We start from the raw sequence: 26,666 nt of genomic DNA, 5'->3' as shown, positions 1-26,666 counted from the left end.
CAATCGCCTCCTCTTTTTTGTTTCAAGTACAAATAAGTGTTTATATTCAGATATTTAATTCTGTCTCGTTTGGAAACGGACCGCGCTATCTCAGGCCCATGCGCCACGCGCGCCGCCCCGATTTGACGGGCGCCGCCTGAGAAACATGCAGGCGAGGTGAAAATAGCGCCTTGACACAAATCTAGATGACTAGTTTTCTAGTCTAAACCAGCGTCGAAGAACGCATCCAGAGGTAGCACCAATGTCATTGCTTCACGCACGTCTTGCTGCGGGCCTTTTGCTCGTCGCCTCCTGTCTGCCTGCCTCCGCCCAGACCAAGGTGCGCTATCTGCTCACCTCGCCCAGCCCGACGGTGGCCGAGGCGCCGCACTCGTCGGTGCCCGAGACGCTGGGCTTCTGGAAATCGCAAGGGCTCGACGTGGAGGTTTCGCCCTTCAGCGGGTCCACCGCCGCCGCTCAATTGGTGATCGCCGGCACCGCCGAATTCACCATGGCGAGCCCAGAAGCCTTGCTCTTCGGTCGGCAAGACGGCGCGAAGATCATCGCGGTCTATAACCATGTGCGCGAGCCGATTTATACCATCGCGGTTCTCAAGGACAGCGGCATCACCCAGCTGAAAGACTTGAAGGACAAGACCATCGGCGTGGTCAGCCTGTCGAGCGGCGCGGTGCCGGTGGCCAAGGCGATGCTGCGCTCCATCGGCTTCGATCCCGAGAAGGATGTGAAATGGCTGCCCATCGGCCTCGGCGCCCAGGCTGCCGCCGCCATCAAGGCCAACCGCGTGGACGCGCTCGCCTTGTGGGACTGGAGCTATGCCCAGCTTGAGAATTACGGCTATTCCTTCCGCCATTTCGAGACGCCGGAAACCTCCAAGCTGCTGAGCCTGATGCTGCTCGGCAACGAGGATTACGTAAACGCCAATCCGACCGTCGCCGAGAAGATGGGCCGCGGCATCGCCATGGGCACCCAGTTCACGCTCGCGAATCCGGAAGCGGCGGTGCGCATCCACTGGCAGAAGTATCCCGCCTCCAAGCCCACCAATATTCCCGAAGACCAGGCGCTGAAGGAAGCAATCCACATTCTTCAGGCCCGCCTCGCCAAGTATAAGGTGGACGGCCGCACGGATCCCCGCTTTGGCGCCTTCACCCGCGAAGAATGGCTGCAGACGGAAGATTTCTTCTACAACGCCGGCCTTATCAAGTCGAAGCCCGACGTGAGCACCTATTATACCAATAAGTTCGTCGAATATTACAACGCGTTCGACAAGAAGGCGATCATCGCCCAGGCGAAGGACTACAAATGAGCGGGCACGCCGCGCCGGCGATCGAGATCCGGGAGGTCAGCAAGACCTTCCGGTCCCGATCCAACGAAGTGATCGAGGCGTTGCGGGCCACCTCGCTCGACATCGACGACAAGCAATTCATCTGCATCATCGGCCCCTCGGGCTGCGGCAAAAGCACGTTGCTGCGCATGATCGCAGGGCTGGAAAAAGCCTCTTCCGGCACCTTGGCCATTCGCGGCACAACCATCACCGGCCCGCGCCGCGACACCGGCCTGGTGTTCCAGACCCCGGTGCTGCTGCCCTGGCGCACGATCCTGAAAAACGTGCTGGTGCCGGCCGAAGTGTTGAAGCTGAACCGCAAGCAAGCAGAGGCCCGCGCCAAGGATCTGCTTCAGCTCGTCGGCCTCGAGAAGTTCATGGACCGCTATCCGGACGAATTGTCCGGCGGCATGCGCCAGCGCGCCGCCATCGCCCGCTCGCTGATGCACGATCCCGACGTGCTGTTGATGGACGAGCCCTTCGGCGCCCTCGATGCGCTGACGCGGGAATCCATGAATCTCGAACTGCTGCGCATCTGGCAGGCGAGCGCGAAGACGGTGGTGCTGGTCACCCATTCCATCGAGGAGGCGCTTCTCCTCGCCGACAAGGTGGCGGTGTTCTCGCCCCGCCCCGGCTCGATCATCGACGTGGTGGACGTGCCCTTGCCGCGCCCGCGCAGCAGCCGCACCCGCGTCGATCCGGTATTCGTGAAGCTTGCCGACCGGCTGCGCGAATACTTCGCTTCGGACCCGCATTGAGCGCACCGGAAAGCAAACGCCATGAATTCGCGCCTCAAGCAGATCCTGCATCGCTACGGCCCGCCTCTGGTCGCGGGCATCATCATCTTCGGCCTGTGGGAGGCGTTGCCCCGCCTGTTCGGCGTGTCGGCGCTGCTCATCCCGCCGCCATCCTCCGTGCTGCGTGCGCTGTGGATCATCTTCGATCGCGGCCTGCTGGTGGGGGCGACCCTCGTCACCTTGTTCGAGGCACTCGCCGGCTTTCTCATCGGCTCCGCCACGGCAGTGGCCTGCGCCTTCCTCGTCACCCGCTCCGAGCTGATCGAGCGGGCGCTGATGCCCTATCTCGTCGGCTTCCAGGCCCTGCCGAAGGTGGCGCTCGCGCCGCTCATCGTTGTGTGGGTGGGCATCGGGATCGAGTCCAAGATTGCCATCGCCGCGATCATTTCCTTCTTCCCGGTGCTCATCAACGCCATCATCGGCTTCTCGACCATCGAGGCTGAGAAGATCGACCTGATGCGCTCGCTGGTCGCCTCGCGCTGGCAGGAATTCCACATGGTGGTGTTCCCCAATTCACTGCCCTTCATCTTCGCGGGGCTGAACGTCGCCATCGTCTTTTCCATCACCGGCGCGCTGGTGGGTGAATTCATCGGCGCCGACCGGGGCCTCGGCAATCTGCTGATGCAGCTCAACTACAACATGGATGTGTCGGGCATGTTCGCGGTGCTGGTGGTGCTGGCGCTGCTCGGCATCGCGCTGCACGCCATGGTGCGCTTCTTCCATGTGCGCCTGGTCTTCTGGGGCAAGCCCAAAGGTCTCCAGGCCAACGACCATTGAGTCTTAAATAGAAAACAAGATTGGAGAAAGTCCATGAGCGATCCTCTCGTGAAGATCGCGCGCGACGGCCATGTCGTGACGCTCACCCTCAACAATCCGCCCGTGAACGCGCTCTCCTCCGCCGTGCTGGAAGCCCTGATCGCGGCGCTGGACACCGTGGAAGCCGAAGGCGAGGCGCGCTGCGTCATCCTCACCGGCACGGGCGAAAAAGCCTTCAGCGCCGGCGGCGACCTCAGGCAGGAACGCGATTTCGGCGGGCCGGAAGCCGCCAAGGCGTTCCGCGAGCTCGGCCGCCGCACGCTGAACCGGCTGGAGGGCTATTTCGTGCCGGTGGTCAGCGCCATCCATGGCTATTGCATCGGCGGCGGCACCGCCATCGGCTGGGTGTGCGACATTCGCATCGCGGCGGACAACGCCGTCTTCCGCGCGGGCGACGCCTATATCGGCATGGTGCCGAGCTGGGGCATGGGCCTCACCCGCCTGCCCCGCCTGGTCGGCCGCAATCGCGCGCTCGACATCCTGCTGATCGGCGAGAATTTCGACGCCAAGACCGCGCAGGACCTCGGGCTCATCACCAAGGTGGTGCCGCGTGAAAAGCTGATGGAAGAAGCCACGGCCATCGCGCGGCGCATCTCCAAGGCCTCCCCGAATGCCATCCGCGCCACCCGCGAGGCGATCGCCTTCAACATGCGCGAGGGCTGGAGCGCCATGGCGCAGTTTGAGGAAGAGATCTGCCAGCAGGTGTTCTCCCATCCGGACGCCCATGAAGGCCCCAAAGCCTTCACCGAGAAGCGCGAGCCGGTTTTTGCGAGGATTTGATGGGTATCGAGAGCCTGCTGCGGCCCCGCTCCATCGCCATTGTCGGCGCGTCCGACAAGGTGGGGCCGGGGCTGAACGCCTGGAACGCCCTTCAGCATGTGGGATTTGAAGGCAAGGTTCATCTGGTGAACCCGCGCCGGGCGGAACTGCTCGGCCAGAAGGCCTATGCCAGCCTTGCCGATATCCCCGGCACCGTGGATGCGGTGTTCGTGGCCGTGGGGGCGGACGCCGTAGCCGGCGTGGCGCGCGAGGCGGTGGCGAAGGGCGCGGGCGCCCTCGTCATCCTCTCCAGCGGGTTCGGAGAAACCGGGCCGGACGGCGTCGCCGCGCAGGCGGAGCTGGTCGAAATCGCGCGAACGCACGACCTTGCGGTGTGCGGTCCCAACTGCCTGGGGCTGCTGAATTTCGCAGGCAAGACAGCGCTGTTCGGCACCTCGCTGCCGGACAGCATCGCGCGCGGCGGCATCGCGGCGGTGCTTCAGAGCGGCTCGGTGGGCATCGCGTTGCTGAATTCCGCACGCGGCCTCGGGTTCAGCTATGTGGTGACGTCCGGCAACGAGGCCGTAACCACCGCCGCCGATTATATCGAGTCCTTCCTGGACGATCCGGCGGTGACGACCATCGTGGTGTTCGCCGAGCAGATCAAGAAGCCCCAGCATTTCATCGCGGCACTGCGGCGCGCGCGGGCGAAGGGCAAGCCGGTCATCGTGCTGAAGAGCGGCCGCTCGGCCAAGGGGCAGGAAGCGGTGAAGGCCCATACCGGCGCGGTCGCTGGCAGCGTCGAAGCCTGCGACGCCGCGCTCGCGGATGCCGGCGCGATCCAGGTGTTTTCGCTCGATGAATTGATCGAGACCGCTTTGCTGGTCTCGCAGCTCGTTCAGCTGCCGACCGGGCGCAAGGCGGCGGCGCTCTCGCTGTCCGGCGGGGAAATCGCGCTCGCACTCGACATGGCGGAGGAGGTGGGCTTCGAATTTGCCCCCATCGCCCCCTCCACGGGGGAGGAATTGACCCGCCTGCTGCCGGACTATGCCCATATCGGCAATCCGCTCGATCTCACCTGGGCCGGCTTGTACGATCCCGAAGTGGCGCGCGGCTGCGCGCGGGCCATCACCAGCCAGGACGACGTGGGGCTGCTGGTGCTGTTGCAGGATGCCCCGTTCGGGCTCGGCGCGCAGCAAGCGGCGCGCTATTCCGCGCTTCTGAAATCGGTCGCCGCGGGCGCGCAGGACAGCGGCAAGCCCTTGGTGGCGCTATCCAATCTTTCCGACCAGCCGCATGTGGAGCTGAACGCCGCCTCCACAGCGCTCGGCGTGCCCTATCTGCGCGGCACCCGTGCCGGGATGATGGCGCTCTCGCGTTACGGCCGCTGGGCGGCAACGCAGGCTCCCGATCGTGCCGAAGGGCTTTCCGCCCACGCCCCGCTCGCCCGGGCGCGCATGAGCGCTGTTCCGGCGAATCGCCTTGCCACCGAACGCGAGGCGAAGGACGTGCTGGCGGCCTATGGCATTGCCGGCCCGCGCGAACTCCAGGTGGCGACCGCCGCGGAAGCGGTAGAGGCCGCAGACTCGCTCGGCTATCCCGTGGTGCTGAAGGGCCTGGTGGAGAACCTTGTCCACAAATCCGATGCCGGCCTGGTCAAGGTGGGACTGAAGACGCCCGAGGATGTCCACAGCGCCGCCACGCGCATGCTGGAGGCGGCGGGGGCCGTGAAAACCGGGGCGGTGCTCGGCCTTTTGGTGCAGGAACAGGCCTCCCCCATCGCAGAGCTCTTCATCGGCGGGCGCGTCGATCCCGATTTCGGGCCACTGATCGTGATGGGCGCGGGGGGCGTGGAAGTGGAACTCTACAAGGATGTTGCCGTCCGCCTCGCGCCGATCACACCGGAGCAGGCCCTGGACGCGCTCGGCACCACGCAAGTGTCGCGCCTGCTGGATGGATGGCGCGGAAAGCAACCGGCAGACAAAATGGCGGTCGCGCAGATCATCAGTGCGCTTTCGACTTTTCTCGCAGATTTTTCTGCGGAGGTTTCCGAGGTTGAGATCAATCCTCTGGCTGTATTCGCAGCCGGCTCGGGTTGCAGTGCCCTCGATTGCGTGATTATACCAAAACCTGCCCGTCCCGATTGAAAGCTCAATGCGTCCGATGACCGAAGACCCCTTTGCTGCCGCTGATATTGGACGGGCCGCCGCATCTTACCGCGAGATCAAATCGCGCATCATGGATCGCCGGTTCGCGCCGGGCGAGAAGCTGAGCGAGGTGCGGCTGGCGGCGGAACTCGGGGTCGGGCGCTCGCCCATCCGCACCGCCCTCGCCCGCCTCCAGGGTGAGGGATGGATCGCGGTATCGCCGCAGAGCGGCACCTATGTGAAGGGCCTCACCGACGCCGAGATGAACGAGGTGTTCGAACTGCGCCTGATCCTGGAGCCGGCGGTGGCGGGCCTTGCGGCGGAGCGCATGTCCCAGGAGGAACTCGCCAGGCTGCGGCGCGCCTTCGAGGCATTCGGCACGGAGATCGCTTTAGGTCAGGTGGAGGAATATTTCGCGCTCGACCTGCAAACCCACCGCGCCATCTATAGCGCCGCCGGAAACGGGCTGATCAACGGCATCCTGGTGAACCTGCTGGACAAGGTGCATTGGATCCAACGCACCAGCGTCGGCTCGCCGCGCCCGACCAGCGCGCTTGGGGAAATCCGTGACCTGCTGGCCGCGCTGGAATCGCGTGATGCGGCACGGGCTGCCGATGTGATGCGCACCCATATCCTGCGCACGGCAAAATTCCGCAACCTGCCCGCCGGTACGCCCGAAGCCGAGGCCGAGACCCCTGCTCCGGCGAAGGAAAAGGCCGAGCCCGCGCGCCGGCGCGCCCGCGCCGCCGGCTGAAGCGACCGCCGCCGACACGCCAGCCCCTTTCCGGGGCGGGCGCGCGGCACCGGCCTCAGGGCAGGCGCTGCGTCAGGCGCACGTTCGCGGAGGCGAACATATAGGTGGGCAGCGAGGCGATGGCGGGGCCGGAAAAGCGCTGGGTGGAAAGCCCGCCGGTCGCGTCATAGGAAAAGCCCATCGCCACCACTTCGCGCGGCGCGGTGAGGAAAGCCGTGAAGACCCGCATTTCGGGGGCCCGCAGATAGGGTTCCGCGGTCAGGGTCGGGGCCAGGAACATCCGGCCGAAGGGAATTTCCGCCGCCTTGCTCTTTTCCCGAATCCTGGGCTGGGGCCCCGAGGTCATCACGAGATTCTGCGGCATGCCCCCCATGGGATCGCTGGCCGAGGCATAGCCGAGCACGGACGGCGGCGGCGCCTCGGTGCCGCGGGTGATGACTGCGGGCAGCGGCACCGGCCCGAGCGCGGCGGTCTGCACCGGGGGATGCTGGACAGGCGCATTTGGCCGCTTGAGCGGCAGCGGCGCCATGGTGGCCTGAGCGGTCTGCTGTGCCGTTGCGAGCGCGGCGGCGATTTCAGCCGGCCGCGCGGCCGGAACCGGCGCGGCAGCGAGCGCGACGCGGCTCGCGGACGCGGCGGGCGTCTCGGCTTCGGTGTCGCTGACCGGAGATGTCTTCGCGGTGGCAACCCGGGTGCGCGCGGGGGCCTCGTCCGCACCCTCGTCGTCGTCGCCGCCCTTCTTGCCGAACAGCGAGGCGAAGAAATTCTTGATGCCTTTCCCGGACTCGTTGGAAGCAACCTGCGTATCGGCCTTGTCGCCGCGCGCCTCAAGCTCGGCTACCGCCGCATTGTAATTGGCGAGCGGCTTGCCATCGGCGGGGATATGCACGGTCTTCCCATCCGGGAACACCTTCACCAGCTGGTCGTGGGTCATGCGCGGCCACATGCGCACGCCGCCGGTGTCCATGTGCACGAACGGCGAGCCGGAGGTGGGATAAAAGCCGACGCCGCCGCGTTGCAGCCGCAGGCCGGCGGCGCGCAGGTCTGCGAGATTGACGCCGGGAATATAGAAATCCATCGCCTTGCCGCGGGTGTGCTGGCTCTGCTGCGCCACGCCCTTGCTGCGTGCGCGGAGCATGGCATTGGTGGCGGGCGAACGATAGCCGCACACCACATGGATGCTCTCCTTGGCATCCACGTCGCGATAGACCTCCCAGATCAGGTCGAACAGATGGGGGTCCATGTCGATGGGCTCTTCCTTGCGCCAGTCGCGCAGGATCCAGTTCAGCTTCTTGAGCACCTCGGGATCATAGCGGCCCTCTTTCTTGAAGGTGAACGCGCCCTTCTCGCCCGTATGCATGTTCTCGATATAGATGGTGCGGGTGTCGCCATTGGCGACCGCATTCTGGAGAGACGTGGTGCCGCCGGCGACGAGGGCGACAGCAATCACCAGAGAGCGCACCCCCTTCGCCCTGAAGGCGCGGGAGACGGTCTGGGATACGGAACGATATGGTGTTTGCAAAGGCTTGAACCCGAGGCTCAGATTCATCTCAGTCGCGCAACCGGTTGGTCGCGCGGCGCGAAGCTCAACAGAGTCTTATCGGGTTCGGTTAAGGGCACGTTGACGCCCCTCGCCCCCACCCCAAGCTTGCCGGGTTTATCTGCCCGTCCGCAAGGTCACAGCAGCGTGACTAATGGGCGAGTATGGCAAAAACGTGCTGGTTCCATGTGGCAAAGATGCCACATGCAAGCTTGAAGCGAGCCACAATCAGGAACTTGGCCGTGATCAGCGCGCCGCCGACTGGGGCCGGCCCGCCGCCATGGTTTGGCCACCAGAAAGGCCAAGCTGGGCTTTGACCTTTTCGTTGAGGCCATAGACGTCTTCGCGCATTTGCAGGCGTCCGTTTTCGACGAAGGCGGTGAAATACACCAGGTGCACCGGAATATGGTGCTTCAGATTGACGTAGCGCTCAGCCCCGCCGAGCATCTTGCCGATCTTGGTGTCGGTCCATTCGGTCGAGCCGAGGCCGAGATTGAAGATCACCTCGCCGAACTTCAGCGGTTCCTGGACGCGGATGCAGCCGTGGGAGAAGGCCCGCTTGTCCCGCGCGAACAACGCCTTGGAGGGCGTGTCGTGCAGATAGACCGACTGGTTGTTCGGGAACATGAACTTGATGCGGCCGAGCGCGTTGCGCTCGCCGGGGGGCTGGCGGAAGGAATAGCCGCCGAGACCGGCATTCCAATTCACTGTGCCGGGGTCCACCACCCGGCCGTTGCGCACCACTTCCATGCCCTGGCGGGCGAGGAAATAGGGATCAGCCTGGAGCTTGGGCAGCATCTCCTTGCGGGCGATGCTCGGCGGGATGTTCCAATAGGGATTGAGCACGACATATTCCATGTCGTGGCTCAGCAGCGGCGTCGGGGTTTCCGGCTTGCCGACCACCACGCGGGTCTCATGGACCTCGCGGTTATTGTCATAGATGCGGACCGTGAACTCGGGAATGTTGACCATCACCCGCGTCGCGCCGAGGTCGCGCGGCAGCCAGCGCCAGCGCTCCATATTGGCGATGATGTCGGCGGTGCGGTCCACGCTGCGGGCCGCGGCCGCGAGATTGAAGGCGGAAAGGGTTCCAGCGCCGATGACACCGTCTGGCTCGAGGCCGCTGCTGGCCTGGAACATCTTCACCGCATCCGCCAGATCGGCATCATAGAGCCGGTCATTGGCGCCGCCACGCACGCCGAGGCGTGCCCGCAGCGCCGGAACGCGGGCATCCACATCACCAGGCCGCAAGGTCGGCCCCGGGGGAATGCGGACGATCGGCGCGGCGACGGGAGCCGTACGGCTGGAGACAAGCTGCGCCTTGAGGGCGCGATAGCCTTCCTGCGGCGGATTATAGGCTTCAAGCGCCGCGCTCGCGTCCGACGCGGTGCTGAGATTGGCCAGGACCTCATGCGGATCCGGGAAGGTGCGGGTCGCCGCGATCAGGTCCGAAATACGGCTCGGATCGAACCGTCCCGCCTCGGCGTGCCGCGCGTAGAGCAAAGCCGAGGCGGCAAGCTTGAGCTCGGCACGGGCCAGCGCCAGCGGATCGGCGCCCGGGGACAGGCGCGGGCGGGCATAGTCGCTCGGCTCCAGCCCATCCTCGGCGGCGGCGGCCAAGCGGGCGAGCACGGCCTTGCCGCGTGCGTTGAAGCCCGACGCATCGACGAACACCGGCGCATCCATCCGCGCCGTGTAGAAAGAGAGCAGCGCTTCCTGTTCCTTGGCCGAGCCGACCAGCGCGTCGGCGCCGGGCACCGACAGCAGCTTCGCGATCTGCTCGGCGATGGGCGCGAGCGGGTCTGCGGCAACGGCGGCAGGCGCAGGGGTGGTGGGAGTGGAGGGAGCGGCAGGCGCGGCCGTGCGGGTGGGCGCTGAGGGAGCCGGAGTCGAAGCGGCCGGCGCCGCAGCCTGGGCCGGCGTGGTGTCCACCGGCGGGCTGGGGGGGACGGCGGCGACCGAAGGGGCGGCTGGCGCGGGCGACGTTTCGGGCGCGCCGGCTGACGACGAAGAGGCGGACGGGGAGGAAGCGGCGGCCTCGGGCTGGGCCGGCGGCAGGGCGGCGGCGCGGGGCGGCGGCGCGAGAGCGGCGGGCGGCGCGGTCAGCTCCGCATTGGCGGGCTGCGCCATGCGATCAATGGCGGCCTGTGGATCTTCCTCGGCCGGCTGCGGCGCGGAAGAAGATGCGCTGGAAACGGGCGTGCTGACATCGGGCGAAGCCGGATCGGGCGAAGTTGCAGCTTGCGTGGGAGCCGGGGCCTGCGAGGGCGCCGCGGATTGCGCGGGCGCCGGGCGAATGGCCTCCAGCACCCGCTCCACACCGCCGGACGTGCCGGGCGAAGCGATGGCGCTTGCCTGGGAGGGCTGCTGCGGCGCGGTTTCGGCGGCGCGCGGGGCCTCGCGCGGTTCCGGGCTCGCGTCGCCGGGTGCGGGCGCCTGTCCGTGAAGGTGACTGGGCGCGGAATCTCCCGCCGGAGGGACGGGCGGCGCCGCGGCCGGGCCGGTGGCCGTGCCCATGCCGGCATCGCCCATCACCGGGCTTTCCGCGATGCCGGCGGGCGCGCCCGCGATCAGCGCGCAAGCGAGGATGGCGGCGGTGGCAAATGCCTTCTTGTCCTGACGGGCCATAGGCCTCTCCAAATCCCTTGCCGACGCCAAGCTTCCTCGTACCGCAAGCTTGCCCGAGAGCCGCCGCGCATCAACTCACAAGCGCTGGCGTGACGGCTTTTTCCACGTTTGCTATTCGGCGGCAACCGCCAGCGGACGGTATGGTTCCGCCACAGCCAGGCCGAGCGCGTTGAGACGGCGATAAAGGGTCGAACGGCCGATTCCCAGCCGCCGCGCAACCTCGCTCATCCGCCCGCCATAAAGGGTGACAGCCGCCCGGATCGCGTCTTCCTCGATCTGGACCAGGGCGCGCACATGGCCCTGGGGGTCAATCAGCGACATCCGGGGCACCGCCTCTTCCGCAGCGTCCGCAGCCTTCTCAAGGTCCGGCGCCGGGGCGAGTGTCACGACATTGTGTCGCTCGCCCGCCTGTGCCTCCGCACGCGCCTGCGCTTCCGCGCGCACCAGGCCGGCGAGCGCCATGGCATTGGCGATCGCCACCTGAAGGCGCAAGGCGCCCACCGGCTTCACCACGAAATCGCGCGCGCCGAGGCGGATCGCCGAAGCCACCGCATCGAGGCCGGACGGCGTGACGCAGGCCACCACCGGCACCGGGCACCCGCGCGCCCGCAGCACGCCGAGCACGCCCAGCCCGTCGAGCCCCGGCAGCACCAGGTCGAGCAGCACACAATCGAACGCCTCCACGGCCAGCCGCGCCAGCGCGGCATCGCCGTCGCCGACGCTCGTGCAGGCGTAGCCGAGATGGGCAAGGCTCGATTCGAGCCGGCGGCGTTCGAGAAGATCGTCTTCCACCAAGAGGATGCGAGCGGTCATGGCAATCCGATGCGGCTGATTCGCCAAGCTTCGGCCAAGATGGTTAAGACAGATGTAACCTTAGCCCACACGCGGCGCCGGCCGGGATCAATCCGCCCACGCCGCCGTTGAGGGGGCAGGCCCCGCGCGCTATGACGGGCGGAGCAATAGAATGTTCGGCCCTTTTCCCTTTTCTGGAGGTCTCATGCCCGGTTCCGTGACATTCGCATCCGAAGCCACCGCGGCCGCTGCCGGCACCGAGGCTCTGCCCGAATGGAACCTCACCGACCTCTATTCCGCCATGGACGCGCCGGAACTGAAGGCGGACCTGGAAAAGGCCGATGTCGAATGCAAGGCGTTCGAGGATGCCTATAAGGGCAAGCTCGCCGATCTGCTGTCCCTGCCGGACGGCGGTGAGAAGCTCGCCGAAGCCGTGAAGCGCTATGAGGCGATCGACGACCTGCTCGGCCGCATCGCTTCCTACGGCAGCCTGGTCTATGCCGGCGACACCTCCGACCCCGCGCGCGCGAAATTCTACGGCGACATCCAGGAGCGCCTCACCGACGTCTCCACCCATCTGCTGTTCTTCACGCTCGAGATGAACCGCCTGGACGATGCCACGCTGGAAGCGGCGATGGCCGTGGCGGCCCTTGGCCATTACCGGCCGTGGCTCGAGGATCTGCGGGCCGACAAGCCCTATCAGCTGGAAGACCGCATCGAGCAGCTGTTCCACGAGAAGTCGAACCCCTCGCGCGGCGCCTGGAGCCGGCTGTTCGACGAGACCATGTCGGCGCTGCGCTTCCAGGTGAACGGACAGGAATTGGCCATCGAGCCGACGCTGAACCTGATGCAGGATCCGCAGGAGAGCGTGCGCAAGGCAGCCGGCCTCGCGCTCGCCGACACGTTCGGCAAGAACGTGCGCCTGTTCACCCTCATCACCAACACGCTGGCCAAGGACAAGGAAATCTCCGACCGCTGGCGCGGCTTCACCGATGTCGCCGCCTCGCGCCATCTGGCGAACCGGGTGGAGAACGAAGTGGTGGACGCCATGGTAGCGGCCATCGGGGCCAGCTATCCGCGCCTCTCCCATCGTTATTATGCCTTGAAGGCTAAATGGTTCGGCAAGGACGCGCTGGAATTCTGGGATCGCAACGCACCGCTGCCCAAGGTCGCCACCCGCGACATCGGCTGGGGCGAGGCGCGCGAGACCGTGCTCGGCGCCTACCGCACCTTCTCGCCCAAAATGGCCGAGATTGCCGGCACCTTCTTCGACAAGAACTGGATCGACGCGCCGGTGCGCCCCGGCAAGTCGCCGGGCGCCTTTGCCCACCCGACGGTGCCGTCCGCGCACCCTTATGTGCTGCTGAACTACCAGGGCAAGCCGCGCGACGTGATGACGCTCGCCCACGAACTGGGCCACGGCGTGCACCAGGTTCTCGCCGGACGGCAAGGCGCGCTGATGGCGCCGACCCCGCTGACGCTGGCCGAAACCGCCTCCGTGTTCGGCGAGATGCTCACCTTCCGCCGCCTGCTCGCCCAGGCCGAAACGCCCCAGGCGCGCAAGGTGATGCTGGCCCAGAAGGTGGAGGACATGATCAATACGGTGGTCCGCCAGACCGCCTTCTACACCTTCGAGCGACACGTCCACACCGAGCGGCGCCAGGGCGAACTGACCGCCGAGCGGATCGGCGAGATCTGGATGCAGGTCCAGAGCGAGAGCCTCGGCCCGGCGATCCATCTCAGCGCCGGATACGAGACGTTCTGGACTTATATTCCGCACTTCATCCATTCGCCCTTCTACGTCTATGCCTATGCTTTCGGCGATTGCCTCGTGAACTCGCTCTATGCGGTGTATGAGAAGGCCGCCGACGGGTTTGCCGAGCGCTATCTGGCCATGCTCTCCGCCGGCGGCACGAAGCACCATGCCGAGCTTCTGGCCCCATTCGGCCTCGACGCCCGCGATCCGGCCTTCTGGCAGACCGGCCTTTCGCTGATCGAGAGCATGATTACCGAGCTGGAGCAGATGGAAGCCGCCTGAGCCATCTCGGCCAAGGCACCGGTGGTGCGGACCTCCGCGTCCGCGCCACCCACCGACCGGCGCCCTTGCCTTACCGCCAAAGCGCGCTTCCAGCGCGGAAGCAGGCGTGCGGCGGCGCTCGTTTTTGCCTCACGATGACTGTCGCGCCCGAATGAAGTCGATGAATGCGCGAAGCGGCGGGGGCACAAGCCGTCGACCCGAATAATAGAGAAAAGGCCCGGGGAAACTCGGCCACCAGTCCGCAAGAACCGGCTCCAGCGCACCGCTTTTCAGGAATGGCGCGAGCCAGGCTTCGAAGAGATAAATGATCCCCACCCCCGAGATCGCGGCCTCGACCGCAAGATCTGTCGCCGGGCCAATGCTGACGAGCAACGGGCCGTCGCCCTCGATCATCACGGTCTCCGCGTCCCGCTCGAACTCCCAGGCCGGGGTCACGCCGCTTGAAAAGCGTCCGCGAAGGCAGGCATGGTGCAGCAGGTCACTGGGATGGCGGGGCCGCGTTCGAGCGTCCAGGTAGGCGGGCGCGGCGGCGCATGCGAAGCGCTGGATACGCGGGCCGATTGGCACCGCGATCATGTCCTGCTCAAGCCGCTCGTCATAGCGGATGCCCGCGTCGGCTCCCGCGGCCAGCACGTCCACGAAATCATCCTCCGCCGTGATCTCCAGCCGGATTTGCGGATAGGCCGCCAGGAAGGCCGGCACGAGATCAGGCAAGACAAGACGCGCGGCGCTCACCGGCACGTTCAGCCGCAAGGTTCCGGCGGGCACGTCGCCGAACCGCCCGACCCCAGACAAGGCCGCATCCACTTCACTGAGGGCCGGCTCCAGCCGGGCCAGCAGCCGGGCGCCCACTTCAGTCAGGCTGATGCTGCGTGTCGTCCGATGCAGGAGGCGCGCGCCAAGTTGCTCTTCGAGGCGTCTGACCGCATCACTGAGGGCGGACGCGCTCGCGCCCTCGATCCGGGCCGCGTTGCGGAACCCCCGCGCACGCGCAACGGCGATGAAGGCGTGCAGATCCGCCAGATCGTGAGCCATTGTTCGGTATCTCGTACAGGGCGTTCTGATTGTGGGCGATTATCGCTCACTGTGACAAGCTCTAGATATCGAGCGTCCTCAAGGAGAACGCCCCGTGACAACCCCGACCTATTCCTTCGCCGGCCGCACCGTGAACCGCCTGGGCTATGGCGCCATGCAACTGGCCGGCCCCGGAGTTTTTGGGCCTCCCAAGGATCGCGAGGAGGCCGTCGCGGTTCTGCGCGCCGCGCGCGACGCGGGTGTCAATCACATCGACACCAGCGACTTCTACGGCCCGCACATCACCAACCAGCTGATCCGGGAGGCGTTGCATCCCTACCCGTCGGATCTGCTCATCGTGACCAAGGTCGGCGCCGTTCGCGGACCGAACGCCGAGTGGCTGCCGGCTTTCTCGCCCCAAGCCCTGGCGACTGCAGTGCGCGACAATCTGAAGAACCTGGGCGTGGACGTGCTGGATGTGGTCAACCTGCGCGTCATGTTCGATGTCCATGGTCCGGCCGAAGGGTCGATCGAAGCCCCCCTGACGGCGCTCGCCGAGCTTCAGCAGAAAGGCTTGATCAGACACATCGGCCTTAGCAACGTCACACCGACGCAATATGCGCAGGGCGCCGCCATCGTGCCAATCGTGGGCGTACAGAACCAATACAACCTGGCCCATAGAAGCGACGATCTCTTCATCGACCAATTGGCCGCCGAGGGCGTCGCCTACGTGCCCTTCTTCCCGTTGGGCGGCTTCGCGCCGCTTCAATCCCAGGCCTTGACGCGGGTCGCGACTGAGCTCGGCGCCAGTTCCATGCAGGTCGCCCTGGCCTGGTTGCTGCGCCGTTCGCCAAACATCCTTCTCATTCCAGGCACCGCCTCGACCGCCCACCTCGCTGAGAACCTCGCGGCGGCCCGCCTCGATATCCCCGACTCCGCCATGAACGTGCTGGACACGATCGGCGGACCGGCAGCTTCCTGATCGCCCGCGAGGGGACAAGCTCCATCGGTGCGCTCGGACTGGCACGCATTCAAGGGATGGGCCTAGGAGCGATTTCCATGCATGGCTTGACGCTGTTCAGGTGAGATCGTCATGCACGGGCGTGTCCCGTGCATCCACGCGGCACCGCTGGCACCGGCCCTTCAAGGCCTGCACGTTCGGCCCGGCGTGGACGGCCGGGACGCGCCCGGCCATGACGAGGGGTGAAAGAAAGACAGTGGCGCACGCCAGACCGCGCGCACCAGACGTCAGGCTTCGCGACGCGGCACCGCGCCGCTGAATGTCGATCTGTCCTAGAGTCCCATGATGCCATGGCGCGCACTCTCCTCGCGATTCCCCTCAACTTTTTTCCAGACCTGCATGCACTGATTGTATTGAATGCGGCAGTGAGTGAGTTCATGTTGCCGATACCATTTATACATGTCGACGCAGGTCGATATCTTCTTTTCACAATACATTCCATGTTCTTTTGCGCTTGAATGCTCAGTGTCTACAGTTTGCGCAAGTGATCCACTCGCAATTACGAGGCAAAATCCGATAATTATTGTGAATTTCATGTCGATTCTCCTATTACGGATAAGTGTTGGCAGTGAATCTCGAAGACGTTTCGTCTGCGCGCACTTCGCTTCTGACTGATCCCGAGGCGGTGAGGACGGCAGTGAAGCGCCGGCAAAAGATTATGGGATCGCGCTATTTTCAGCCCCGCCGCGGCCGACCGGATGCGCGCTCGATGGCGCAGGGAAAAGCCTCCGAAAGATGAACGGCGGTCGGGCCGATATCTGAATCTACTTTCCCGTCGATGGATGACTTAGACCGAGCTTCCCATCCCGAAAGACATGGCTCTCCTTCGCCTTGTGTCTTCAGGGCGCGGAAAACTTTGCGTGGCCGGACTTTCCAGCGGCGGTCCTGATGACGAGGGTGACGACTGCACCGTTCGCAATGGGAGCCGCGGCCTGGCCGGTGAGGGCGTTGCCGGAGGCGGCGAGCGGAAGGGTCTTGCGATCGCTGCCGGAGACGATCATCGCGGAGCCGGTATAGCCAGCCGTGTCGACGGGTTTTCCGGCCTCGTCGAAGACGTTGACCGTCAAGACTTGGCCGGACACCAGCAACTCCGCATGGATACCGGCGAGGTCCTCCATGGGACCGCCATTGGGGCCCTTCTCGTTGTTATGGGCGTGCTGCGCCAAAGCGGGACCTGACAGTAGCACCGCGGCAGCGATCAAAATGGCTTTCATCATGCGTGTCTCCTTGGATTTTCTAGGGGGAGGTGATCTCGGCAGCCGCCGTCGAAAGAGGTTCTGGCTGTTCACTCTCGCGCCGGAACAGGACGTAGAGCGCGGGCAGGACCAGCAAGGTGAGCATGGTGGAGGAGATGATGCCGCCGATGACCACGGTGGCGAGCGGCCGCTGCACCTCCGCGCCCGGCCCCGTCGCCAGCGCCATGGGCACGAAGCCGAGGGAGGCGACGAGCGCGGTCATCAACACCGGCCGCAGGCGCGTCAGGGCGCCCTCGCGGACGGCGGTGAGGATAACCTTCCCCTCGGCCCGCAGGCGCTGGATGAAAGCGATGATGACGAGCCCGTTCAGCACCGCCACGCCGGACAAGGCGATGAAACCTATGCCCGCGCTGATCGAGAGGGGGATATCCCGCAGCAGCAGCGCCGCCACGCCCCCGGTGAGTGCCAGCGGCACGCCCGAGAACACCAGCAGGGCATCGCCCATGGATCCAAAGCTCATGAACAGCAGCAGGAAGATCAGCGCCAGCGCGATGGGCACCACGATGGCGAGGCGCTGAGTGGCGGAGACGAGTTGCTCGAACTGGCCGCCCCAGCCGACCCAATAGCCCTCCGGAAGCTTCACCGTCGCGGCGACCTTCTTCTGGGCATCGGCGACGAACGAGCCGAGGTCCCGGTCGCGCACGTTGGCGCTCACCACGATCCGCCGCTTGCCGTTCTCGCGGCTGATCTGGTTTGGGCCGGGCGACACCGTGAGGGTGGCGATGGACGAGAGCGGCACATAGCGGATCTGGGAGGTCGCAGCCGTACCCCAGATCGCGCGAACGGGCCGGTCCTCATCATTCGCCGGCGGCAGCGGGATTGGCAGGGCGCGCAATGCCTCGATGTCGGTGCGCAATTCCTCCGGCAGGCGCACCACGATGTTAAAGCGCCGGTCCCCCTCGAACAGGACACCCGCCTCCTTGCCGCCCACCGCGATCTCGATCAGTTCCTGCACATCGGCGACGGAGACGCCGTAGCGCGCCATGGCCGCCCGGTTGAGGCCAACCGTGAGCATGGGCAGGCCCGAGACCTGCTCGGTCTTCACGTCCGCCGCGCCGGGCACCTTCTGGAGCACCGCTTGCACCTGGCCGGCCACCTGGAGCAGGGTATCGAGATCGTCGCCGAAGATCTTCACGCCCACGTCGCTGCGGATGCCGGAGATCAATTCGTTGAAGCGAAGCTGGATGGGCTGGGAGAGTTCGTAATTGCTCCCCGCCACCTCCTCGGCCGCCTTTTCGATGTCCTCCATCAGTTCGGTCTTCGGCTTCGATGGGTTGGGCCATTCCGAGCGGGGCTTCAGCATGATGTAGCCGTCGGAGATGGATGGCGGCATCGCATCGGTGGCGATCTCGGCCATGCCGACGCGGGCGAAGATCTCCTTCACCTCCGGCACCTTCAGCAGGCGCTTTTCGAGGGCCTCTTGCATTTCGAGGGACTGTGTCAGGCTGGTGCCGGGCACCCGGAGCGCCTGGATGGCGGCGTCGCCCTCGTCGAGGCTGGGGATGAACTCCCCACCCATGCGCGAGGCCGCGAAGCCACTCGCGATCACCAGGGCGGCGGCCGCCACGGCCACCCCGCCGCGATAGGTGATGCAGGCGTCCAGCAACGGCGTGTAGAGGCGCCGGGCGCCCCGCATGATGAAGTTCTCGTGCTCGGACACCTTGCCGGTCACGAACAGCGCGATGGCGGCGGGCACAAACGTCATCGAGAACAGTGCGGCGCCGAGCAGCGCCATCAGCACGGTCACCGCCATGGGGGTGAACATCTTGCCTTCAACGCCCGTGAGCGTGAGGACGGGCAAGTACACCACGGCGATGATCATGGTGCCGAACAGGCTCGGCCGGATGACTTCCTTCGAACCCGCGAAGATCGTCTCGAACCGCTCTGCCCGCGTCAGGAGGCGGCCCCTCTTATGCTGTTCTTCCGCAAGCAGGCGCAGACAATTCTCAACGATGATGACGGCGCCGTCGATGATGATGCCGAAGTCGATGGCCCCGAGGCTCATCAGGTTGGCGCTGACCTTGTTCTCCACCATGCCGGTGATGGTGAAGAGCATGGCGAGCGGGATCACGCAGGCCGTCACCAGCGCCGCGCGGATATTCCCCAGCAGCACGAACAGCACGGCGATGACGAACAGCGCGCCTTCGACGAGGTTCTTCTCCACCGTGGCGATGGTGGCTTCCACGAGGTGGGAGCGGTCGTAGACGGCGCGGGCGATGACGCCGTCGGGCAGCGAGCCGGAAATTTCTTCCAGCCGCGTCTCGACGCGCTGGGCCACCGTGCGGCTGTTCTCGCCGATGAGCAGCATGGTGGTGCCGAGCACCACCTCCTCCCCGTTCAGCGTCGCCGCGCCGGTGCGCAGCTCCTTGCCCTCGCGCACCTCGGCGACGTCGCCGATACGGATCGGCGTACCGGAATGGCTGCCGATGACAATCTCCCGGATCTCGTCCGCATCGGCCACCTGTCCGGGCGTGCGGACGAGATACTGCTCGCCGTTCCGCTCGATATAGCCTGCGCCCACGTTGGCGTTATTGGCCGCGAGCGCGGTCATCACGTCTCGGAACGAGATGCGGTAGGCCATGAGCCGCGCCGGGTTGGGCAGGACGTGGAACTCGCGCTCGTAGCCGCCGATGGTGTTCACCTCGACCACGCCGGGCACGGTGCGGAGCTGGGGCTTGATGATCCAGTCCTGGATGGTGCGCAGGTCGGTGGGGCTATAGGGCTCGCCGGACGGCTTCTTCGCCCCGGCCTTGGCCTCCACCGTGTACATGTAGATCTCGCCAAGGCCCGTGGACACGGGCCCCATGGCGGTCGCGACGCCCGGCGGAAGCTGGTCCTTGGCCTGCTGGATGCGCTCATTCACGAGTTGGCGGGCGAAATAGATGTCGGTCCCGTCGCGGAACACGACCGTTACCTGGCTCAGGCCGTAGCGCGACAGGGAGCGGGTGTAGTCCAGCCCCGGCAGGCCACCCATGGCGGTCTCGACCGGGAAGGTGATGCGCTGCTCCGTCTCCAGCGGCGAGAAGCCGGGCGCGGAGGTGTTGATCTGCACCTGGACATTGGTGATGTCCGGCACCGCATCGATCGGCAAGCGCGTGAAGTTCCAGGCGCCGAGGGCCGCCACGCCCAGGCAGGCCAGCACCACCAGCCAGCGTTGGCGGATCGAGAAGGCGAGGATGGCGTCGATCATCGCACCCCCTCCGCGCGGAAGGGACGGGCCTCAGTGCTCATGGCTGGCGCTCCCCTTGGCGAGCTCGGCCTTGATCACGAAGCTGTTGTTCGCCGCATAGGTGTCCCCGGGCATCAGGCCGAACAGAACTTCGGCCCGTTCGCCGTCGCGCTCGCCCAGCTCCACGTCGCGGGGTTCGAAGGCATCGCCGTTTCGCACGAAAACAATGGTGCGGCCCTCGAGAGTCTGGAGGGCGCTCAGGCGAACCGCGATTTCAACCGCGGTCTCCGCCAGCACGATGGTGCCAACGGCGAACAGGCCCGGCCGCAACCGCATTCCATCGTTGGGAATGGCCACGCGCGCCAACGCGCTCTGCGTGTCCGCGGCACCGATCGGCGAGACGTAGATGACCCGGCCCTGGATCGGCGCACCACCGTCTTCGGGGTCGATCTGCACGGGATCGCCAACGCGGACCTTCGCGAAGTCCTTCCGGTAGACGGAGAGGTCCACCGACAGGGTGGAGAGGTCGGCGACGATGAAGGCGGGCTTCTGCTCGGAGACATATTCTCCCAACGCCACGGCACGATCCACCACGGTGCCTGAGATGGGGGACTTCAGATCGTAGGTCGTGAGGCTCTGGTTGCTCTCGATGACGGCAAGGACATCCCCTTTATTGACCTTGTCCCCCAGGCGCTTGCGGATTTCCCGGACGATGCCGGGAAAGCGCGGCGCGACCTGGACGACGGCCTCCTGGTTCGGCTGAATCAGCCCGTTCAGGCGGAGTTTCTGACGCAGCTTCTCCGGCCCGGCGGTTTCGAGGCCAATGCCCGCCGCCGCAAGCTTCGCGTCGTCAAGCGCGACCGCTCCTTCCGCATGGCCTTCCTCTTCTCCATGCGCCCCCTCGGCGGCCTGCGTGGAGGTGATGGGGGCAGGTCGATCCTGCAAGGCATAGAACGTGCCCGCCCCGGCCACGAGGCCGAGCAGAAGCAGCGCCATGTCGCGTCGCGCCGCGCGGCTCATTTGGATTTTCCTTTTGCGAACGTCACGGGGCGGCCCGTCAGCCCCTCGAGGGCGGCGAGGGCCGTGTGATAGGCGACGAGGGCATCGAGTTCGCGCAGCGTGGTGTCGGTTAGCGCCGACTGGGCATCCAGAAGTTCGAGAAGCGTGTAGCGGCCCTCGGAATAGCCGCTCTCGATGCCCTGAAATGCGGTGCGCGCCTGTGGGATCGTCCCAGAGCGGAGAATCGCTATCTCGTCGTAGGAGGCCTTCAGAGTATCGTGGGCGCGCCCGATCTGTGAGATCAGGGCGCTGCGGACGACGGCCTCCTCGGCCTCCGCCTTCCGAAGGGATTCGCTTGCCTCGATGATCCCGCCCTGGTTCTGGTCGAACAGCGGCAGCGGGACCGACAAGGAGAACACCATGCCGCTGTCCACGGTCTGGTTATAATGGCGATAGCCGACGCCCACGGTCACGTCGGGTATGGCCTTTGCCCGCGCGCCGCTGAGTTCCGCGCTCCGCTGCGCCTTGAGGGCCGTGAAGCGCGTGAGCTGAGGGTTCTCCTGGGATGCCTTGAGGATGCGCTGGAGCGGCGGAGGCGCGGTGACCTTGGCGAGGTTGCCCGTCACGGGTCCAAACTTCGCCTCGGACAACCCCATGAGAAGAGCGAGGTCCCGGCGAGACGTCGAAAGGGCGGCCTTGGCGCGGTCCCTCTCGACCTTGGCGAGATCGACGGCGACCCTGGCGCGCGAAATCTCCGCCGGCGAAGATGCGCCAGCCTGGATGCGGTTCTCAAGGAGCGGCGCGAGACGTTCGATGGCGCCGACCTGCGTTTGGAGAACATCCAGGCGCCGTTGCGCGCTCAGGACGGTGACGAACGCGGCGGCCGTCTCCGCGAGGACCTGAAGGCGCAGCGCTTCGCTTTCCCAGCGGGCGGTGCCCACCACCGCATTCGCGGCTGCGATCCGCGCTTCACGCTTTCCGCCAAGCTCCACAAGCTGGCTGACCTGGAGCGTCGTCTCGGCAAGATCGAGCCCTTGGTAGGAATTCGTGCCGAAAGCGTTCTCCACTTCGAGGGACAGGCTCGGATTTGGCAAGGCCGCCGCCTGAATGCTCCGCCCCCGCGCCATGCCAATGTCACGCTCGGTGGCGGTCAGCCTCGGATTGGCGGCAAGGGCACTTGCCAGGGCCTGGGACAAGGTGATTGGGCGCGGGGACGCGGCGAGCGTCTGCGGCGCATGAAGCAGCGTGATCGCTGCCCCAAGCGCGAGCGCGAGGGCATGAGAAGACATGATCCATTCCGGGCATGGGTCTGCATTGGCTGACGACGGGCGTCAGCGCGCGACGTGCGGAAGGATCAGGCGCGGGGAGGACGCAGTTCGGCGCCGGGAACACGCCCCTCGACGAGGGTCTCGGACAGGATCTCGAGAACCGTCGGGACGTGGGCGACCACGATCTCCTGGGGGGCATCGAGCACCACGGCGGAGCAGCCGTGGCAATCATGGTCGGCGGCGGGCAAGGACGGCCCGTGGTCCGGAAGCTTCTTCTCGGCACCCCGGTCGAGTGCTCCCTCGCTCATCGCGACGCGGGCATCGACATCATCGACGTGATGCGCAACCACCGTCTCGGCAAAGGCGCCGAGCAGCAGGCAGAGCGTCACGGCGACAGCCACCATCCGGCGGATCGCCAGACGGGGAATCGCGCGCAGGGCATGTGCGAAGATGCGGACCATGCCGCAAAGGAAGACCCGAAGCATTGGACGGTGTCAAGCGACGAGACCGTTACGCGTCACTTTGACATGTGAGCGCGCCGATCCTCCGATCCGACGAAATACTCACCCATTTCCAATGGCTTCTGCGTCATGGATGTGATGCCGGCATTCGCCGTGGTCGGCCAGGATCTCGATCACGCGGCACTCTGTGACCTTCCCGCGGGCGCAGCCGGTGACCATCCGCTCAAGCTCTTTGCGCAGGGCGGTGAGGCTGGCGATCCTCTGCTTCACATCGGTGAGGCGCGCGCGGGCGATCTCATCCGCCGTTTCGCAGGACTGGTTCGGCTGATCCTGCAAGGCGAGCAGGGTGCGGATGGCGTCGATCTCGAATCCGAGCTCGCGGGCATGCCGGATGAAGGTCAGGCGCTGCAGGTCCCCCGGACCGTAGAACCGCCTGTTTCCCTCGGTCCGCGGCAAGGGCGGAAGAAGACCAATCTGCTCGTAGAAACGAATGGTCGGAATCTTCACTCCGCTCGCCTTCGCAGCCCCGCTGATCGAGACGCCCTGAAACATATCGCTTGCTCCTCTAGTCGCTAGAGCATGTAGCGTCGGCCGACATCAAGCGAAAGGGTCCGCCATGAACGCGCCGTCGATGCAGAGCCGTTTCCGGGTGTCCGGCATGGACTGCGCCTCCTGCGCCGCGAAGATCGACAGTGCCGCACGGCGCGTCTCCGGCGTGGAGCATGTCTCCATTTCCGTCACCGCGGGGACCATGATTGTCACGCACGGGTCCGACAGTGACCTGGACGCGCTCCGCAAGCGCGTGACGAGCCTCGGCTACGAGATCTCGCGGATCGAGGGATCGGCGTCGAGCCTCCCTTCGGTGCGAGCCGATGGGACGCAAGGCTCCTGCGATCATCACGACCATCCCCACCGCCAAGAGGAAGCCTCGGAGCTTCATGGCCACGACCATGGGGCGGTCGACGGGCCATGGTGGCGATCAGCCAAGGCGCGCCTGACGATCCTGAGCGGACTGGCGCTAGCCGCAGCGTTCATCGTCGGAAACCTCGTGCCCTCCATTGATGCCTGGGTGTTCATCGCCGCCATGCTGATCGGCCTGGTGCCGATCGCCCGGCGCGCCGTCATGGCGGCCGTCAATGGCGTGCCGTTCACCATCGAGATGCTCATGACCATTGCGGCCGTAGGCGCCGTGGTCATCGGGGCGGCGGAGGAAGCGGCAGCCGTCGTGTTCCTGTTCCTGGTTGGCGAACTCCTGGAGGGCGTGGCGGCGGGCCGTGCGCGCGCCAGCATCCAGTCGCTCACCCAGCTCGTGCCCAAGACGGCGCTCCTGGAACGCCAGGGTCGCACCGTCGAGGTTCCCGCGGAGGATCTCGCCGTCGGCGACCTGATCCTGGTGCGCCCGGGCGACCGCATCCCGGCGGATGGCGTCATCGTCTCGGGCGAGAGCCCAATTGACGAAGCGCCGGTGACGGGAGAGAGCACGCCGGTGCGCAAAGGCATTGATGCCGCCGTGTTCGCGGGCACTGTAAACGGCGACGCCGCATTGCGCCTTCGCGTCACCGCTGCGGCCGAAGACAACACCATCGCCCGTGTCGTGAAGCTGGTGGAGGAGGCCCAGGAATCCAAGGCACCGACCGAGCGTTTCATTGATCGTTTCTCCCGCTACTACACGCCGGGCGTGCTGGTGGTCGCCGCCTTGATCGCGATAGTGCCTCCCCTCTTGTTCGGTGGCGTCTGGGACGACTGGATCTACAAGGGCCTCGCCATCCTTCTGATCGGCTGCCCCTGCGCCCTGGTCATCTCGACGCCCGCCGCCATCGCGGCCGGGTTGGCGGTGGGGGCGCGCCGCGGTCTGCTGATGAAGGGCGGCGCGGTCCTGGAGGGGCTCGGAAAGGTCACGGCTGCCTGCTTCGACAAGACCGGAACCCTCACCGAGGGCAGGCCGAGCGTCACGGAGGTGATCGGCTTCGACCGTCCGGAGCGTGAGATTCTACGGCTCGCCGCCACCCTGGAGACCGGGTCCAGCCATCCCCTCGCCAGGGCCATCCTCGAGCGGGCGGAGGCGGATGGCATCGAGCTATCCCAGGCCACCGAAGGGAAGGCGCTCGGCGGCAAGGGTATTACAGCCACCGTCGAGGGAAGCCGCGTGTTCCTCGGCTCGCCGAAGGCCGCGAGCGCGCAGGGTCCACTTCCCCTGGAGGCGACATCGCGGATCGCCGCGCTGAACGACGCGGGCAAGACGGTGTCTGTTTTGGTTGTGGATGGGATCGTCGCGGGAGCGGTCGCCATGCGCGACGAGCCGCGCCCCGACGCCCTGCGCGGCCTCAAGGCGCTGACCGACACGGGTATCCGCACCATCATGCTCACGGGCGACAATCGTCGCACGGCGGAGGCCATCGGCAGGCAGCTCGGCATCGAGGTCAGGGCCGAACTCCTGCCCGAAGACAAGCAGCGCATCGTCGGAGAGCTGAGGGCGCAAGGCCTGGTGGTGGCGAAGATCGGCGACGGCATCAATGACGCCCCCGCGCTTGCCGCCGCGGACGTGGGCATCGCCATGGGCGGAGGCACAGACGTCGCGCTGGAGACCGCCGACGCAGCCGTCCTGCACGGACGGGTCATGGACGTCGCGGCCATGGTGGACCTCTCGAAACGCACCATGGGCAACATCCGCCAGAACATCACCCTCGCGCTCGGACTGAAGGCAGTATTCCTTGTGACAACGGTGATCGGGATCACCGGTCTGTGGCCCGCCATACTGGCCGATACGGGCGCCACCGTCCTCGTGACAATGAATGCCTTGCGCCTTCTGGCTTATGCTCCAGCGCGCGAGTGAGATGTTAAAGGCCCGATGCTTTTGAGGGGGAGGAAACAAGCTCGCTAACTGCCTGAAACCGGACTTGGCCGAAGTCGCCAAGGGTCAAGAGCGCACATCGGCAGGTTGAAATTCGGATTCAAACCTGCTGTGACAATTGAGCGTCTGACTGCTGTATTAAGCCGCCTCACCTCTCAGGAGCCGCGTTCATGAATGGATTGCGCGTTCTCGCAGCCCTTGCCGTGCTTGTTTCGTCGGTTTCTACGGTCGCGCTCCCTGTGGGGCGTGGGGCTCTTGCGGGGGAGACCGCCCAGCCTCAAAGCACTTCGCGCCCGCCTCCGTCGCAAGACGCGATAAATTTGGCGCCGCTTTCCGAGGAGGACGAGATGAGCTCGAAGCAGAGCGGCTGCATGTTTATGTTTAGCGTCTCCCCCAAGGATTACGTCCAGCTGATCGACGGGGAGCTGATGTTCCGCACGCTTTCGGGACTTCATGTCTGCCACATCGCGAATGCCGACGCGTTCATGGATGCGAGGGACGCCGCAGTTTGCGATGGGATCAGTTTGAAGCTTAGACGCACGGGGCGCATCACGCACAATCCCGCCAGCGACAGCAGCACCGGCCCGGCGCAACTCTTGATCGGCCAAGGCGGGATTTCGCGCACCCTACGTGGCACCTGGGGCGTTGCATGCTGAAGAGGATGGTGCGCGCGTCGGGAGAGCGCTTGCCCCGCACGACGGGATAAGGCGGGCGGATAGCCCCCGACGCGGGCGAGTTGAAACCTTAAGCGACGCTCTGAAGCGTGCGTTTGGCCTCCCGGAAGGGATTCGAACCCCTGACCCCAGGTTTAGGAAACCTGTGCTCTATCCTGCTGAGCTACCGGGAGCCCACGGCTGTTCTAACGCAAGGGCTGGCGCGTTGGAAGACGGGGGATGCGGGGTCCACATCCCCAACACGGCGCCGCGCGCGGCCCGACGAGGACGCGCGACTGTCTTTCTCTGACCGACCGTCGTTTTGTGCGTCTTGGCCGGGCTTATCTCGGCCATCCGCGCGGCGCCCACCGCGCGAGGCTTG

20 protein-coding genes and 1 tRNA gene are annotated in these 26,666 nt (G+C 65.9%); 10 read left to right on the top strand and 11 right to left on the bottom strand.

Annotation, left to right across the window (positions count from 1 at the left end):
* Positions 1-241: 241 nt before the first annotated feature.
* The 6 genes from V5F78_RS01370 to V5F78_RS01345 are packed head-to-tail and all read left to right on the top strand — an operon-like array spanning position 242 to position 6,594.
* Entirely contained in the window at positions 242-1,303 is a 1,062-nt protein-coding gene (locus tag V5F78_RS01370) for an ABC transporter substrate-binding protein (protein WP_394068758.1), read from the top strand.
* Positions 1,300-2,079 carry an ABC transporter ATP-binding protein gene (locus tag V5F78_RS01365; protein WP_394068756.1) on the top strand — a complete coding sequence of 260 codons (780 nt, stop codon included), beginning with the start codon at positions 1,300-1,302 and terminating at the stop codon, positions 2,077-2,079. The genes V5F78_RS01370 and V5F78_RS01365 overlap by 4 nt, the downstream gene beginning before the upstream one ends.
* Positions 2,080-2,100: 21 nt before the next feature.
* Positions 2,101-2,895, top strand: coding sequence for an ABC transporter permease (locus V5F78_RS01360; RefSeq protein ID WP_394068755.1), 795 nt, complete (start codon positions 2,101-2,103; stop codon positions 2,893-2,895).
* A 33-nt stretch (positions 2,896-2,928) separates the two neighbouring features.
* Positions 2,929-3,714 (top strand): enoyl-CoA hydratase/isomerase family protein, encoded by a 786-nt coding sequence (locus V5F78_RS01355; protein ID WP_394068753.1) that lies wholly within the window; start codon positions 2,929-2,931, stop codon positions 3,712-3,714.
* Positions 3,714-5,840, top strand: coding sequence for an acetate--CoA ligase family protein (locus V5F78_RS01350; protein ID WP_394068751.1), 2,127 nt, complete (start codon positions 3,714-3,716; stop codon positions 5,838-5,840). The genes V5F78_RS01355 and V5F78_RS01350 overlap by 1 nt, the downstream gene beginning before the upstream one ends.
* A gap of 7 nt (positions 5,841-5,847) precedes the next feature.
* On the top strand, positions 5,848-6,594 hold the full coding sequence (locus V5F78_RS01345) for a GntR family transcriptional regulator (RefSeq protein ID WP_394068749.1): 747 nt from the start codon (positions 5,848-5,850) through the stop codon (positions 6,592-6,594).
* Between the two features lie 55 nt (positions 6,595-6,649).
* Here V5F78_RS01345 and mepK read toward each other — a convergent pair whose 3' ends face one another.
* From mepK to V5F78_RS01330, 3 genes are all read right to left on the bottom strand, one after another.
* Positions 6,650-8,044: a peptidoglycan L,D-endopeptidase MepK gene (mepK, locus tag V5F78_RS01340; RefSeq protein WP_394068747.1), complete on the bottom strand. Its 1,395-nt coding sequence runs from the start codon at positions 8,042-8,044 to the stop codon at positions 6,650-6,652.
* Positions 8,045-8,380: 336 nt separating this feature from the next.
* Complete coding sequence (locus tag V5F78_RS01335) at positions 8,381-10,762, bottom strand: L,D-transpeptidase family protein (protein ID WP_394068745.1); 2,382 nt, start codon at positions 10,760-10,762, stop codon at positions 8,381-8,383.
* Positions 10,763-10,873: 111 nt separating this feature from the next.
* A complete protein-coding gene (locus tag V5F78_RS01330) occupies positions 10,874-11,575 on the bottom strand; it encodes a response regulator (RefSeq protein ID WP_394068744.1) in 702 nt (233 codons plus the stop codon).
* A 184-nt stretch (positions 11,576-11,759) separates the two neighbouring features.
* Here V5F78_RS01330 and V5F78_RS01325 point away from each other — a divergent pair, with 184 nt between their 5' ends.
* On the top strand, positions 11,760-13,592 hold the full coding sequence (locus V5F78_RS01325) for a M3 family oligoendopeptidase (protein ID WP_394068743.1): 1,833 nt from the start codon (positions 11,760-11,762) through the stop codon (positions 13,590-13,592).
* Positions 13,593-13,721: 129 nt separating this feature from the next.
* On the opposite strand, the gene V5F78_RS01320 is transcribed toward V5F78_RS01325, so the two are convergent.
* A complete protein-coding gene (locus tag V5F78_RS01320; RefSeq protein WP_394068741.1) occupies positions 13,722-14,627 on the bottom strand; it encodes a LysR family transcriptional regulator in 906 nt (301 codons plus the stop codon).
* 94 nt (positions 14,628-14,721) lie between these two features.
* On the opposite strand from V5F78_RS01320, the gene V5F78_RS01315 reads away from it, so the two are divergent.
* Positions 14,722-15,588 (top strand): aldo/keto reductase family oxidoreductase, encoded by an 867-nt coding sequence (locus V5F78_RS01315; protein WP_394068739.1) that lies wholly within the window; start codon positions 14,722-14,724, stop codon positions 15,586-15,588.
* Between the two features lie 878 nt (positions 15,589-16,466).
* On the opposite strand, the gene V5F78_RS01310 is transcribed toward V5F78_RS01315, so the two are convergent.
* The 6 genes from V5F78_RS01310 to V5F78_RS01285 all read right to left on the bottom strand — a co-directional run bounded on the left by V5F78_RS01310 (position 16,467) and on the right by V5F78_RS01285 (position 23,332).
* The gene (locus V5F78_RS01310; RefSeq protein WP_394068738.1) at positions 16,467-16,844 is read right to left on the bottom strand and encodes a hypothetical protein; all 378 of its coding nucleotides are present in this window, start codon (positions 16,842-16,844) and stop codon (positions 16,467-16,469) included.
* Between the two features lie 19 nt (positions 16,845-16,863).
* The gene (locus tag V5F78_RS01305) at positions 16,864-20,073 is read right to left on the bottom strand and encodes an efflux RND transporter permease subunit (protein WP_394068736.1); all 3,210 of its coding nucleotides are present in this window, start codon (positions 20,071-20,073) and stop codon (positions 16,864-16,866) included.
* Between the two features lie 30 nt (positions 20,074-20,103).
* Positions 20,104-21,072 (bottom strand): divalent metal ion exporter adaptor subunit IhpB, encoded by a 969-nt coding sequence (gene ihpB, locus V5F78_RS01300; protein WP_394068734.1) that lies wholly within the window; start codon positions 21,070-21,072, stop codon positions 20,104-20,106.
* A complete protein-coding gene (locus V5F78_RS01295) occupies positions 21,069-22,340 on the bottom strand; it encodes a TolC family protein (protein WP_394068732.1) in 1,272 nt (423 codons plus the stop codon). The genes ihpB and V5F78_RS01295 overlap by 4 nt, the downstream gene beginning before the upstream one ends.
* Positions 22,341-22,405: 65 nt before the next feature.
* Complete coding sequence (locus V5F78_RS01290; RefSeq protein ID WP_394068730.1) at positions 22,406-22,804, bottom strand: hypothetical protein; 399 nt, start codon at positions 22,802-22,804, stop codon at positions 22,406-22,408.
* A gap of 78 nt (positions 22,805-22,882) precedes the next feature.
* Positions 22,883-23,332 carry a MerR family transcriptional regulator gene (locus tag V5F78_RS01285; protein WP_394068728.1) on the bottom strand — a complete coding sequence of 150 codons (450 nt, stop codon included), beginning with the start codon at positions 23,330-23,332 and terminating at the stop codon, positions 22,883-22,885.
* Between the two features lie 64 nt (positions 23,333-23,396).
* Here V5F78_RS01285 and V5F78_RS01280 point away from each other — a divergent pair, with 64 nt between their 5' ends.
* Positions 23,397-25,613, top strand: a complete 2,217-nt coding sequence (locus V5F78_RS01280; RefSeq protein ID WP_394068726.1) for a heavy metal translocating P-type ATPase — start codon at positions 23,397-23,399, stop codon at positions 25,611-25,613.
* Positions 25,614-25,978: 365 nt separating this feature from the next.
* Complete coding sequence (locus V5F78_RS01275) at positions 25,979-26,287, top strand: hypothetical protein (protein WP_394068724.1); 309 nt, start codon at positions 25,979-25,981, stop codon at positions 26,285-26,287.
* Between the two features lie 114 nt (positions 26,288-26,401).
* Here V5F78_RS01275 and V5F78_RS01270 read toward each other — a convergent pair.
* A tRNA-Arg gene (locus tag V5F78_RS01270) sits at positions 26,402-26,478 on the bottom strand.
* Positions 26,479-26,666: the final 188 nt, after the last annotated feature.

This window comes from Roseixanthobacter glucoisosaccharinicivorans (assembly GCF_043195095.2).
GTDB lineage: Bacteria > Pseudomonadota > Alphaproteobacteria > Rhizobiales > Xanthobacteraceae > NCEH01.
This window is presented reverse-complemented; position numbering and strand designations above follow the sequence as displayed.